The organism is Nocardia sp. NPDC051030, assembly GCF_040683015.1.
Taxonomy (GTDB): Bacteria; Actinomycetota; Actinomycetes; order Mycobacteriales; family Mycobacteriaceae; genus Nocardia.
Genome location: NZ_JBFBCD010000001.1, coordinates 514,995 through 527,479 on the forward strand (window position 1 = coordinate 514,995; position 12,485 = coordinate 527,479).

Here is a 12,485-nt window from a genome sequence, read left to right on the forward strand (position 1 = left end):
GGCGACACAGCGTTCCGGCGATCAGGCCTGCTCGGCGAGCTCGGCCAGCTCCATCCAACGCTCCTCGGCGGCTTCCTTCTCCGCCTGCACCTGCTTGAGTTCGGTGCCGAGAGCGATGAGCTTGTCCTGGTCCGTGGCGGCCTCGGCCAGGGCCGCGTGCAGCTTGGTTTCGCGCTCATCCAGCTTTTGGACGGTGCGTTCGACCTTCTGGAGTTCCTTGCGCGCGGCGCGGTAGGCGGCCGCATCCCCGGTGCCGGAACTCGCGATGGCGGCGGGGGCGGCCACCGCGCCCGGCTTGCCATTGCTCGCACTGGCGGCGCGCTTGCGGAGGTACTCCTCGATGCCGCCGGGCAGATTGGTGAGCTTGCCGTCGCCGAACAGCGCCCAGGTGGAATCGCAGATGCGCTCGATCAGGTAACGGTCGTGGGAGATGACCACGAGGGTTCCGGCGAAGCCGTCGAGGAGGTCTTCCAACTGCTGGAGGGTGTCGATGTCCAGGTCGTTGGTGGGCTCGTCGAGGAGCAGAACATTGGGTTCGCTCATCAGGATTCGGGTGAGCTGCAGGCGGCGGCGTTCACCACCGGACAGGTCGCCGACCGGGGTGCGCTGCTTGGCGGGGGTGAAGCCGAGGCGCTCCGCGAGCTGACCGGCGCTGATCTCCTTGTCGCCCAGCATGGTTCGCATGGCCACATCCTGAACCGCCTCCAGCACACGCATGCCCAAGGGAAGATCGTCCAGTTCCTGACGCAGCCAGCCGATCTTGACGGTCTGGCCCTGAATCCGCTTGCCGGACTTCAGCTTCGCCTCACCGGCGAGCGCGCGCAGCAGTGTGGTCTTGCCGGAGCCGTTCACGCCGACCAGGCCGACGCGCTCGCCCGGGGCGAGCCGCCAGGTGAGGTCCTTGACCAGCTCGCGATCGTCCGGAGTCGCGAGGGTGGTGTCTTCGAGCTCGATCACCACGCGCCCCAGCCGCTTTCGCGCGAAGGACGCGAGGGCCACACCGTCACGCGGCGCGGGCACATCGGCGATCAGCGCCTCGGCGGCCTCGATCCGATACTTGGGCTTGGAAGTCCGCGCGGGCGCGCCACGCCGCAGCCAGGCCAGTTCCTTGCGGGCCAGGTTCTGCCGTCGCGCCTCACTGGCGTCCATCTGCCGGACCCGCTCGGCGCGGGCGAAGATCCAGTCGTTGTAGCCGCCCTCGTAGGTTTCGACCTTGCCGCCCTGCACCTCCCAGGTGCGGGTGGCCACGGTATCGAGGAACCAGCGATCGTGGGTGACGACCACCAGCGCGCTACGTCGCGACAGCAGATGCTCGGCCAGCCATTGCACGCCCTCGACATCGAGGTGGTTGGTGGGCTCGTCCAGGACCAGCAGATCCAGCTCGCGCACCAGCGCCGCGGCGAGGGCGACGCGTCGCCGCTCACCACCGGAGAGATTGGTGACCACGGTGTCCATGCCGAGGTCGGCAATGCCGATGCCCTCGACCACGGACCGAATCCGCGGATTCGACGCCCACTCGTGCTCGGCGACCCCGTCGGTCATGGCGTCCTCGGCCAGCCCGGCCAGCACCACATCCCCGACGGTCGCCCCGTCCGGCAGCACCCCGCGCTGCGTGACCACGGCCATCCGCAAACCGCCGACCCTGCTGACTCGGCCGCTGTCGGGCGGCTCGAGCCCGGTCAGTACTTCCAGCAGCGTGGTCTTGCCGCCACCGTTGAGACCCACGACCCCGATCCGCTCCCCCTCCTGAATACCGAGGGAGACGCTATCCAGCAGCGGCTTGACTCCGAAGCTCTTGTTGACCGCTTCGAGGTTGATCAGGTTGGCCATGGGTCCTCTAGGTAGTAGATGCTTGCCCTGAGCCAGACTACCGAGGCCCGCGCGGGCCGTCCGCGCCGCTGGCCCCGCTCTCACCGGGGGTAACCACGGAAGTGGGAGAAAAGTGGCGGAAACGCCTCCGTTTGCGAGTCTGATGGTTAGCATCGTAAACTGGCCGCAATTCAGTAGTTGCTCCCCAGATGTATTGCCGCAGTGTGGGAGTGACCGCCTCGGGTGAGGTGCGAGTGGGCGGCGTTAGTTTGCCCACCCCTTTCCATGGAGGCTTTCCATGCACATCGGTATCGGTCTTCCGATCTCCACTCCCACCGTCCTGCTCGATTGGGCTCGTCGCGCCGACAGTGGCCCGTTCTCGACCCTCGGCCTGCTCGATCGGCTCGTCTTCGATAATCCGGAGCCCCTGGTGGCGCTCGGCATTCTCGCCGGGGCGACCTCACGCATCAAACTCCAGACCGAGGTCCTCATCGCACCCTTGCGCGAGCCGTCGTTGCTCGCCAAACAGGCTGCGACCCTTGATCTCATGTCCGGCGGACGTTTCGTACTCGGCCTCGGGGTCGGCGGTCGCGAGGATGATCACGAGGCCTCCGGGACCGAGCTCCGCACCCGCGGTCGCCGCCTCGATGAGCAGATCGTCCTGATGCGGCAGCTGTGGGCAGGCGAACCGTTCAGTGCGGACTGCGGCCCGATCGGCCCGGCACCCACCCGTCCCGAAGGGCCGGAACTTCTCTTCGGCGGCTTCCAGCCCGCCGCCCTGGAACGCGTCGCCCGCTACGGCGGCGGTTTCCTGGCCGCCGCCGCACCCTCTTGGGCGGGAGGCCTGTTCGATACGGTTCGCACCCAGTGGACCGAACACGGCCGTCCCGGGCAGCCGCGCATCGTCGCTCAGGTCAATGCCGCCCTCGGCAGCCAGGACGTGATCGACGACGCCCGCGCCTCGATGGGCGGCTACTACGAGTTCAGCGGTCGTGCCGCCCACATGGTCGACGCCATGCTCACCACCCCCGACCAAATCCGCACGGCCATCAAACAATTCGAAGAGCTCGGCGCGGACGAGGTCATGCTCTACTGCTACGGCCGCGACGCCGATCAGGTCGATCGCATAGCCGACGCGATCAGCTGATCACCGCTTCGCCGCATCCCGGGGGTCACTGATCACGCGGGCTCCCGGGACCGGACCGAAGGCGGTGCGAACGCTGCGGCAGACGCCCGCGCCGGAGAGCTCGGCGGCGACGGCTACGGCGGATTCCTCGTCCTCGCACAGGAATGCGCAGGTGGGGCCCGAACCGGAAACGATTCCGGCGAGGGCTCCCGCGCCCACTCCGGCCCGGAGGGTCCGGCGGAGTTCGGGTTTCAGCGAGAGCGCGGCGGCTTGCAGGTCATTGCCGAGCAGCGGAGCCAATTGCTTGGCATCGCCGGAGGCCAGTGCCTGCAACAACTCCTCGGGGCTATCGAGGCGGGGCGGGTCACCGACTTCGCGGAGACGATCCAGTTCACGGAAGACCGCGGGGGTGGACAGGCCGCCCTTGGCCAGGGCGAGCACCCAGTGGAAGGTGTTGCGGGACAACACCGGAAGCAACTTCTCGCCCCTGCCACGGCCGAGGGCGGTGCCGCCGTGCAGCGCGAAGGGAACATCGCTGCCCAGTTCGGCTGCGATATCGAACAATTCGGTGCGGCCGAGCCCGAGCTCCCACAGATCGTTCAGGCCGATCAGGGCGGCCGCGGCGTCGGCACTGCCACCGGCCATGCCGCCCGCCACCGGAATGCCTTTATTGATGGCGATGTCCACCAGCGGGGCGCGACCGGCCACATGGCCGAGCCGCACCGCCGCCTGCCACACCAGATTGCCGCGATCGGTGGGGACCTCGTCGGCGCTCTCGCCGGTCACCTTCACCGTGAGTGAGGCGGCCGGCGAGATCTCCAGATCGTCGCAGAGCGAGAGCGCCTGGAAGACCGTGGTGAGGTCGTGGTACCCGTCATCGCGGAGATCGCCTACTCCGAGGTGCAGATTCACCTTGGATGGCGCGCGCACGACCACGGGACTGGGCACAACAGAGAGCACCGACACAGCCTAGTAGGGGAACCTACAACAGCGCTCCACCAGTGGCGTCGATCCATTGGCCGGTAACCCAGCGGGAATCGTCGGAGGCGAGGAAGCCGACGATATCCGCGACATCGGCGGGCTGAGCCACTCGATTCAGTGGCGAGAAGCCCGCAACCGTCACCATGGCCTCCTCGTTGCGCAGCCAGCCCGCGTTCATATCGGTGTCGACCACGCCGGGCGCGACGGCATTGACGGTAATGCCGCGCGCGCCTACCTCTTTGGCGAGCACACTGGTCAGGGAGTCGATCGCGCCCTTGGTCATGGTGTAGGCGATGAGCTCCGGCATGCGCAGGCCCGCGGTGAGCCCGGTGGATACGTTCACGATGCGGCCGCCATCGCGCAGGCGTTCCAGGCCGAGCTTGGTGACGAAGAACGGTGCCTTGGTATTGATCGCGAAGACGCGATCGTAGGCCTCCTCCTCGGTACCCCCGATGGGTTCGCGGACGCCGTCGGTTCCGGCGTTGTTGACCAGGATGTCGAGGCCGTCCGCGTGCGAATCGAAGGCGGCCCACAGCGCCTCGGCGTCACCCGGTCCACCCAGTGGCGATCCGAATGTGAAGGCCGAGCCACCGGCGGCTTCGATCGCGGCGACCGTCTCCTTGGCCGCGTCGGAATTGCTGTTGTAGTGCACTCCGACCCGCGCCCCGTCGCGTCCGAGTCGTTCCGCGATGGCCCGCCCGATGCCGCGTCCGCTGCCCGTGACCAGTGCCGTCTTGCCCGTGAGTGCGCCCATGCCGCCCTCCCCTTTCTCTATCGATCGTTACAGAAAGGGACCGTAACACATTATTTAGCGACCGCTATAAAATGCCTGGCATGGCCACACCGACCCGGGGTCGACCCCGCTCGTTCGATCGAGATGCCGCACTGGACAAGGCGATCCGGCTCTTCTGGCGCAAGGGCTATGAAGCGACCTCGATCAGCGACCTGACCGGCGAACTCGGCATCGGCGCACCCAGCCTCTACGCCGCGTTCGGCGATAAGCAGCAGCTGTTCAACGAGGCCATCGAGGTGTACGGCGCGCGCTACGGCAGGTTCGCCGCCCGCGCCCTGGACGAGGAGCCGACCGCCCGCGACGCCATCATCCGCACCCTGCGCGAGGCGGCCATCGAATACACGCTGCCCGGACGGCCCACCGGCTGCATGGTGATCAGCGCCGCACAGAACACCGCGAACAATGATGTGGCGACCCGGCTGGAACGCATGCGCACCGCCAATGTGGCCGCCTTCGCGGAGCGAATTCGCGAGGATGTGGCGGCCGGAATCCTGCCCGCGGAGACGAATCCGGCGGCCCTGGCCCGCTATGTCGGATCGCTCATGCAGGGCATGTCGCAATCCGCCCAGGACGGTGCGGGCCGCGATGAGCTGGAGAAAGTCGCCGAGCTCGGAGTGCTCGCCATACCCACCCCGCGAGCGGGCTGAATCTCTTCGCCCAAGCACTTGCGCCGGGTACCCATGGGGGGTATGTTTCTGGTTGTCGGGGATACCCCCACACCGTATGAGAAGCGCGAGCGAAGGAGCCGAACATGGCCACCAGCACCTACACCGTCACCGGCATGACCTGCGGCCACTGCGTCGGATCGGTCCAGAAGGAGATCGGCAAGATCGACGGCGTCACCAGCGTCGACGTGGACCTCGCCAGCGGTCTGGTCAAGGTCGAATCCACTGCCCCGCTCGCGAACGCCGACGTTGTGGCCGCCGTCGATGAAGCGGGCTATGAGGTGGCGAGCTAAGTGAACGATCGACTGAAGTTCGCCGCCTTCGGCGCCGGACTGGTCGTACTGTTCGGGGCCGCGCTCGGTATCGGAGCCCTGGTGGGCGACCCAGCCGAGCCGGCCTCCGGCACCACCGACCACAGCGAACATCAGGCCGACGCGGCAACGGGATTGCAGGACAGCCTGTCCGGCTACACCCTCACCGATCTCACCGCCCCGGCCGACCCGAATCAGCAAGGCGCACTGCGCTTCCGGATCACTGGCCCACAGGGCGCGGTGACCCAGTACAACACCCTGCACGACAAGAACCTGCACCTGATCGTGGTCCGCTCGGATGCGAGCCAATTCCGGCACGTCCATCCGGAACTCGCCGCCGACGGCACCTGGTCCCTGGACTGGAAGTGGGCCGAGCCCGGCACCTACCGGGTGTTCACCGACTTCTCCCCCGTGGGCGGACCGGGCGAACTGGTGCTCAGCAAGACCCTGAACGTGACCGGCGCCGCGGTGGACAAGCCGCTGCCGCCGGTAGCGAAGACCGCCGAGGTGGATGGTTACCGGGTCACGATGACCGGCGATCTCACCACCGCGGGAAGCGAATTGAAGTTCACCGTCACCCGCGACGGTAAGCCGGTCACCGATCTACAGCCCTACCTCGGCGCGTACGCGCACCTGGTCGCGTTGCGGTCCACCGATCTGGCCTACCTGCACGTACATCCGGAGGGCGAGGTCGGCAAGACACCGGCCGGACCGGACGTGAGCTTCCACGCGCAAGCGCCCAGCGATGGCAATTACCGCCTGTACCTGGACTTCTCACATGGCGGCACCGTTCACACCGCCGAGTTCACGAACGCAACAACCACTGTCGCATCTTCGGATGCGCCCGCGCATCACGGAGGAGGTCACTGACATGAGCGCCCCAGCCCCGGAGCGATCGATCGAGCTAGAGATCGGTGGCATGACCTGCGCCTCCTGCGCGTCTCGAATCGAGAAGAAGCTCAACCGGATCGACGGCGTGACCGCCACGGTCAACTACGCCACCGAGAAGGCGAAGGTCAGCTTCCCCGAATCCGTGTCCGCCGATGACCTGATCGCCAAGGTGGTCGACACCGGGTACACGGCCGCCGTACACACCACGGAACCCGCGAAAACCGGTGATTCCGAGGGTGATTCGGCCCCCAGCGCCACCCAGCAGCTGCGCCATCGCCTGCTGGTGAGCCTGTCGCTGGCCATTCCGGTGGTCGCCATGGCCATGATTCCCGCGCTCCAGTTCAAGAACTGGCAGTGGCTTTCGCTGACCCTCGCCGCACCCATCGTGGTGTGGGGCGGTGCGCAGTTCCACCGGGCCGCGTGGGTGAATGCCAAGCACGGTGCGGCCACCATGGACACGCTGATCTCGCTGGGCACCATCGCCGCCTTCGGCTGGTCGGTGTACGCCTTGTTCTTCGGGGATGCGGGCATGGCGGGCATGAAGCACCCGTTCACCTTCGCCATTCAGCGCGGTGACTCCGCGTCGGCGCTGTACTTCGAGGTGGCGGCCACGCTGATCACCGCGATCCTGGCGGGCCGATACTTCGAGACGCGTTCCAAGGAGAAGGCGGGTTCGGCGCTGCGGGCGCTGCTGGAGCTGGGCGCGAAGGATGTGGCGGTGCTGCGCGACGGCATCGAAACCCGCATCCCGGTCGGTGATTTGCGGGTGGGCGAGGAATTCCTGGTCCGTCCCGGCGAGAAGATCGCCACCGATGGTGTTGTGGTGACCGGCAATTCGGCCCTGGACATGAGCATGCTGACCGGCGAGTCGGTGCCCATCGAGGTGGGCCCCGGTGATCCGGTGGTCGGTGCGACCGTGAACGCGGGCGGCCTGCTGACCGTGCGCGCCACCCGGGTCGGCGCGGATACCCAACTCGCGCAGATGGCCGCACTGGTCGAGGACGCCCAGAACGGCAAGGCCCCCGTGCAGCGGCTGGCCGATCGGGTGGCCGGGATCTTCGTGCCCATTGTCATCGCCATCGCGGTTGCGGCGCTGGGCTTCTGGCTCGGCACCGGTGCGGCCGTCTCGACCGCCTTCGGCGCGGCCGTGGCCGTCCTGATCATCGCCTGCCCCTGCGCCCTCGGTCTGGCCACGCCCACGGCGTTGCTGGTCGGCACCGGTCGCGGTGCACAACTGGGCATTCTGATCAAGGGCCCGCAGGTGCTGGAGTCCACCCGCCGCATCGACACTGTGGTGCTGGACAAGACCGGCACCGTCACCACCGGCAAAATGACTCTGGCGGAAGCGATTCCGGCCGATGGCGTGGACGCCGATGAGCTGCTCGCGGTGGCGGCGGCGGTCGAGCACGGCTCCGAGCATCCGGTCGCCAAGGCCGTGGTGACCGGTGCGGCCGACCGCGGTATCGATACCGAGAAGGTGGATCAGTTCGTCAGCCACGGCGGCAAGGGCGTACAGGGTCTGGTCGGTGAGCGCGCGGTCGTCATCGGACGCACCGAACTGCTCGACGACTGGTCGATCACCCTCCCGGAAGCCTTGGCGGAAGCCAAGACTCACGCCGAGCAAGCGGGCCACACCGCCATCACGGTGGCGTGGGACGGCATTGCCCGAGGTGTGCTGGTCATCGCCGACGCCGTCAAGCCCACCAGCGCCGAGGCCATTGCGGACCTGCGCACTCTGGGCCTGACCCCCGTCCTGCTGACCGGTGACAACAAGGCCGCCGCCCGCACCGTCGCGGATCAGGTCGGCATCGAGGAGGTCATTGCCGAGGTCCTGCCCGCCGACAAGCTGGACGTGGTCAAGAAGCTCCAGGCCGAAGGCAAGGTCGTCGCCATGGTCGGCGACGGCGTCAATGACGCTGCCGCGCTTGCCCAGGCGGATCTGGGCTTGGCCATGGGCACCGGCACCGATGTGGCCATCGAGGCGGGCGATATCACCCTCGTCCGCGGCGACCTCCGCACGGTGGGCACCGCCATTCGCCTGTCCCGGGCCACCCTGCGCACCATCAAGGGCAACCTGTTCTGGGCGTTCGGCTACAACGTGGCTGCCATCCCCCTGGCCGCCGCGGGCCTGCTGAACCCGATGCTCGCCGGCGCGGCCATGGCCCTGTCCAGCGTGTTCGTGGTCAGCAATAGCCTGCGCCTGCGCCGCTTCCAGGGATGAGCGGTACCGGTTCCCGCACAGGGCCGTTCGGATCCACGATCCGGACGGCCCTTCGTGTTGAATGGGTTGGACCGCTTCAGGGACCCTTCCCCGGAAAGCAGAGGAGTGCACCTCGTGACGACCATCGCCGAATACCTGGCCGCAGCGGATATTCAGATCACCCCGAGTCCGGCCGGAGCCCCGGGCGTTCCGCAGGTTTCGATCGACCTGCCGGAGCAGTGGCAGCCGGTGGACGGGTCCGTCTTCCCGGGGGCGTACGGAGTGTGGGCGCTGCCGCCGGAGAACGGCTGGGCCGACAATGTGGTGCTGCTGGTCGGTCGGCTGTCGAAGCCGGTGGACGCTACCGCGCTACTGCAGTCCTCGTTCGCCGATGCGCAGCAGCTGCCGGGCTGGTATGAGATCGGCTCGGAGACCGGGCATTACCGGGGGTATCCAACGGCGGCGGTGACCGGCACCTATTCCCTGGACGCACTCGAATTGTGGGTGCACACCCGCTATATCGTCGCGGTCGCGGGCATGGACGAATACCTCATCCAGTTCACCGTCACCGCCCGCGCCGATCAGGCGGAGGACGTCCAGGACATTCTCGGCAGCCTGGATCTTCGCTGACCGGTTAGTCGACCACCGCGTTCGCCAGGCGAACGTAGGCGGCGGTATCCAATGTTTCGCCTCGGGCGGTCGGATCGATTCCGGCTGCCACGAGGCGTTTTTCGGCTTCGGCCGGGGAGCCCGCCCAACGGGCCAGGGCGGCACGAAGGCCCTTGCGGCGCTGAGCGAAGGCGGCGTCGATCACCGCGTAGACGCGGCGGCGGTGCTCCTCGTCCATGGGCCACGGGGCCTCGGTGTAGCGGTCGATGCGCACGAGTCCGGATTCGACCTTCGGGACGGGCCAAAAGATTTGGCGGCCCACCGTGCCCGCGCGGCGGACGGTGCCGAAGAAGCCCGCCTTGGCGCTGGGAACGCCGTAGATGCGGCCGCCGGGTTCGGCGGCCAGGCGGTCCGCGACCTCCTGCTGCACCATCACCAGAGTGGTTCGGATGCTGGGCAATTCGGCCAGCAGATGCAGCAGGACCGGGACGGCGACGTTGTAGGGCAGGTTCGCGACCAGCGCGGTGGGTTCGCCGGGAATATCGCTGGCCGAGACGCGCATGGCATCGGCCTCGACGACGCTGAGCCGGTCGGCCAGTTCGGGAGCCCTGTCCTGGACGGTTTCCGGCAGATGCTTGGCCAGGACCGGATCGATTTCGATCGCGATCACACGGTCCGCCACATCGAGTGCGGCCAGGGTCAGTGACCCGAGACCGGGCCCGACCTCCAGGACCACGTCATCGCGGGTGACGCCCGCGGTGGCCACGATGCGCCGCATGGTGTTGGCGTCGTGCACGAAGTTCTGTCCGAGCTGCTTGGTCGGGCGTACGCCGAAGCGCTCGGCGAGCGCCCGCACTTCGGCGGGACCCAGCAGAGCGGCTTTACCTCGACCGGCTACCTCGGATTCAGACACTCTGGGAAACCTATCAACCGCCGCGGCCCCGTCACGCCGACACCCCGGTCAGGGGCGCGAGCGTGACGGGGCCGGAGGCTCAGGACTTGGTGGGCGTGGCGAGGATGCGATCGCTGAACGCGCCGATCCCGTCCCACATCTGCGGGCTCACCTCGGTGTGCTCGCCATTGCCGACAATGGTCTGGAAGTCGACGCCATTGGCGGCGAACTGCGCGGCCAGCGCGGCGTGCAGCGGGGAGGGCACGGTGACGTCGCGGGTATTGAGCAGCAAGAGAATCGGTGCGTTGTAGCCGCTGGTCGGCACGGTCATATAGGTGTTGATCGCGGCGCGCATGCGGTCGTCGCTCAAGGGCCGCGAGAGCAGATCGCCGATACCGATGCCGTCGACGGCCTTCATGATGTCGTTGAAGCACATGGTCGAGGTCCGGTCCAGGGTCTCCCGGCCGAGCGGGGTCAGGTAGCTGTCGAGGTCGGCCTCGGGATGGGTGGCCCGCAGACCGGCGAGGATGCTGACCACGAAGCCATTGACGGCGGTTCCGGCCTGACCCTGGATCTCGGGGATGTACGGGCCGACGACGGGTGCGACCTTCTCGATATCGGAGGCCGGGTCGACCGCGATGGTGCCGCGGAAGTCGAGGTCGGGGGCCTCGGTGACCTGCACGTTGGCCGCGCCCAGAGCCGCATGCCCGCCCTGCGAGAAACCGGTCACGGCCCAGGTGCGCGAAAGATCCGGGCGCGCTTCGCGAGCCGCCTTCACCAGGTCGATGGTGGCGGTCGCCTCGGTGCGGGTCTCCAGGTACGGGTGCGGCCCGGTGTCGAACTTGCCGAGTCCGAGGTAGTCCGGGGCGACGACCGCGAAGCCCTTCTTCACGAAGTACTGCAGGATCTGGTCTTCCTTCGGCCGGCTGAACCGGCTGTCGGCGGACTGCCCGCCGCAGCCCGGGCCCATGCCCGAGGTGCCGTGGTCGTAGGCCATGATCGGCCAGCCGCCCTCCGGGGCCGGTCCGGGCGGGACGATGAGCGCCCCACTGGCCTTGACCTGTTCGCCACTGGATCGGGTGGTCCAGTAGTCGACGGAATAGCCGTTCGACACGCCCCGCCAGCCGTCGGGTTGCGCGGTCGCGGTGATCACCGTGCCGGGGGCGTCCGCCTGTGCCGGGATTCCCGGCAATACGAGCAGCGCACCCGCCGAAACTACGGCCGCGCCGAATACTCGCGTCCGCCAACCGAACAACCGCATGAATCCTCCATCAGTCCCCGCCCCGGAACGAATTTGTGTGCGGGCTCGAGCCTAATGAACTGAACGACGGTCCAGTATGAGAACACTCTGGCAATTAGCTGACCGGCCACCCATTGACGCCCGCTGTAACTTGTTCTAATTTCTCGCCATGTTGGCAAGATATGAAGGACGTCGCGTACTCGTCACCGGAGCCGGGTCGGGCATCGCTCAGGGCATCGCCCTCCGCTTGCTCGCCGAGGGAGCCCACCTGGTAGCCGCGGATATCAATGAGAACGGCCTGGCCGCCACCCTCGAGGCCGCCCCCGCCGATCAGCGCGAGCGGCTGCGCACGGTTCGCCTGGATGTAGCCGACCCGCAATCGGTGACCGCCGCGGTCGCCGAGGCCGTCGAATTCCTCGGCGGTCTGGACGTTCTCGTGAACGGCGCGGGCATCATGCGCGCCGGGCACACGCACGAGCTGCCCCTGGAAGTCTGGAATCAGGTGATCGCGGTCAACCTCACCGGCACCTTCCTCACGACCCAGGCCGCCCTCCCCCACCTGCTCGAAACCCAGCACGGCGTGGTCGTGAACTTCTCCTCCACATCGGCTTTCGGCTCGGTGCCGTACATGGCGGCCTATGCCGCGTCGAAGGCGGGCATCAATGCGTTCACCCATGCCATCGCCCTCGAATACGTGAAGAAGGGCCTGCGCGCGGTGAATATCGTGCCCGGCGGGATCAGCACCGGCATCACCTCCGGCCTGGATCTCCCCGCCGACGCCGACTGGTCGCTGATCGCCCGGCTACCCGGCTGGATCGAGGGCGGCGCGCTCGGCAAGCCCGAGGACATCGCCGGTGTCGTCGCCATGGTGGCGTCGGATGAGGGCCGCTATATGACCGGCACCGAACTCCGCGTCGACGGCGGAGCGCTCATGTAGGTGTTCGATGCTGGGCCGATCCCTTTCCGGG

At 67.7% G+C, this 12,485-nt stretch carries 12 protein-coding genes; 7 read left to right on the top strand and 5 right to left on the bottom strand.

Features of this window, described 5'->3' with window-relative positions; all coding sequences use genetic code 11:
- Nucleotides 1-21: 21 nt before the first annotated feature.
- Nucleotides 22-1,830: an ABC-F family ATP-binding cassette domain-containing protein gene (locus tag AB0N05_RS02320; RefSeq protein ID WP_364686469.1), complete on the bottom strand. Its 1,809-nt coding sequence runs from the start codon at nt 1,828-1,830 to the stop codon at nt 22-24.
- A 277-nt stretch (nt 1,831-2,107) separates the two neighbouring features.
- Between AB0N05_RS02320 and AB0N05_RS02325 the strand changes: the two genes are divergently transcribed.
- Nucleotides 2,108-2,956: an LLM class flavin-dependent oxidoreductase gene (locus AB0N05_RS02325; protein ID WP_364686472.1), complete on the top strand. Its 849-nt coding sequence runs from the start codon at nt 2,108-2,110 to the stop codon at nt 2,954-2,956.
- Here the strand turns inward: AB0N05_RS02325 and AB0N05_RS02330 are convergent, their stop codons facing one another.
- Entirely contained in the window at nt 2,957-3,895 is a 939-nt protein-coding gene (locus tag AB0N05_RS02330) for a 4-(cytidine 5'-diphospho)-2-C-methyl-D-erythritol kinase (protein WP_364686475.1), read from the bottom strand.
- 22 nt (nt 3,896-3,917) lie between these two features.
- Nucleotides 3,918-4,670 (bottom strand): SDR family oxidoreductase, encoded by a 753-nt coding sequence (locus tag AB0N05_RS02335; RefSeq protein WP_364686478.1) that lies wholly within the window; start codon nt 4,668-4,670, stop codon nt 3,918-3,920.
- 80 nt (nt 4,671-4,750) lie between these two features.
- Between AB0N05_RS02335 and AB0N05_RS02340 the strand changes: the two genes are divergently transcribed.
- The 5 genes from AB0N05_RS02340 to AB0N05_RS02360 all read left to right on the top strand — a co-directional run bounded on the left by AB0N05_RS02340 (nt 4,751) and on the right by AB0N05_RS02360 (nt 9,406).
- On the top strand, nt 4,751-5,356 hold the full coding sequence (locus AB0N05_RS02340) for a TetR/AcrR family transcriptional regulator (RefSeq protein WP_364686481.1): 606 nt from the start codon (nt 4,751-4,753) through the stop codon (nt 5,354-5,356).
- A 104-nt stretch (nt 5,357-5,460) separates the two neighbouring features.
- Nucleotides 5,461-5,667 carry a heavy-metal-associated domain-containing protein gene (locus tag AB0N05_RS02345; protein WP_364686484.1) on the top strand — a complete coding sequence of 69 codons (207 nt, stop codon included), beginning with the start codon at nt 5,461-5,463 and terminating at the stop codon, nt 5,665-5,667.
- On the top strand, nt 5,668-6,555 hold the full coding sequence (locus AB0N05_RS02350) for a hypothetical protein (RefSeq protein WP_364686487.1): 888 nt from the start codon (nt 5,668-5,670) through the stop codon (nt 6,553-6,555). It abuts the gene before it with no gap.
- A 1-nt stretch (nt 6,556) separates the two neighbouring features.
- The gene (locus AB0N05_RS02355; protein WP_364686490.1) at nt 6,557-8,797 is read left to right on the top strand and encodes a heavy metal translocating P-type ATPase; all 2,241 of its coding nucleotides are present in this window, start codon (nt 6,557-6,559) and stop codon (nt 8,795-8,797) included.
- Between the two features lie 114 nt (nt 8,798-8,911).
- Nucleotides 8,912-9,406 carry an LpqN/LpqT family lipoprotein gene (locus tag AB0N05_RS02360; protein ID WP_364686493.1) on the top strand — a complete coding sequence of 165 codons (495 nt, stop codon included), beginning with the start codon at nt 8,912-8,914 and terminating at the stop codon, nt 9,404-9,406.
- A 4-nt stretch (nt 9,407-9,410) separates the two neighbouring features.
- On the opposite strand, the gene rsmA is transcribed toward AB0N05_RS02360, so the two are convergent.
- Both rsmA and AB0N05_RS02370 read right to left on the bottom strand, forming a co-directional pair.
- On the bottom strand, nt 9,411-10,298 hold the full coding sequence (rsmA, locus tag AB0N05_RS02365; RefSeq protein ID WP_364686496.1) for a 16S rRNA (adenine(1518)-N(6)/adenine(1519)-N(6))-dimethyltransferase RsmA: 888 nt from the start codon (nt 10,296-10,298) through the stop codon (nt 9,411-9,413).
- A gap of 79 nt (nt 10,299-10,377) precedes the next feature.
- Nucleotides 10,378-11,538 (bottom strand): alpha/beta fold hydrolase, encoded by a 1,161-nt coding sequence (locus AB0N05_RS02370; protein WP_364686499.1) that lies wholly within the window; start codon nt 11,536-11,538, stop codon nt 10,378-10,380.
- Nucleotides 11,539-11,689: 151 nt separating this feature from the next.
- Between AB0N05_RS02370 and AB0N05_RS02375 the strand changes: the two genes are divergently transcribed.
- Nucleotides 11,690-12,454, top strand: a complete 765-nt coding sequence (locus AB0N05_RS02375) for an SDR family NAD(P)-dependent oxidoreductase (RefSeq protein ID WP_364687433.1) — start codon at nt 11,690-11,692, stop codon at nt 12,452-12,454.
- Nucleotides 12,455-12,485 lie beyond the last annotated feature (31 nt).

Excerpts from the sequence above, each read along its gene's own strand:
- AB0N05_RS02320 (WP_364686469.1), bottom strand. The coding sequence starts at position 1,830 with ATGGCCAACCTGATCAACCTCGAAGCGGTCAACAAGAGCTTCGGAGTC.
- AB0N05_RS02325 (WP_364686472.1), top strand. The coding sequence starts at position 2,108 with ATGCACATCGGTATCGGTCTTCCGATCTCCACTCCCACCGTCCTGCTC.
- AB0N05_RS02335 (WP_364686478.1), bottom strand. The coding sequence starts at position 4,670 with ATGGGCGCACTCACGGGCAAGACGGCACTGGTCACGGGCAGCGGACGC.
- AB0N05_RS02340 (WP_364686481.1), top strand. The coding sequence starts at position 4,751 with ATGGCCACACCGACCCGGGGTCGACCCCGCTCGTTCGATCGAGATGCC.
- AB0N05_RS02345 (WP_364686484.1), top strand. The coding sequence starts at position 5,461 with ATGGCCACCAGCACCTACACCGTCACCGGCATGACCTGCGGCCACTGC.
- AB0N05_RS02355 (WP_364686490.1), top strand. The coding sequence starts at position 6,557 with ATGAGCGCCCCAGCCCCGGAGCGATCGATCGAGCTAGAGATCGGTGGC.
- AB0N05_RS02370 (WP_364686499.1), bottom strand. The coding sequence starts at position 11,538 with ATGCGGTTGTTCGGTTGGCGGACGCGAGTATTCGGCGCGGCCGTAGTT.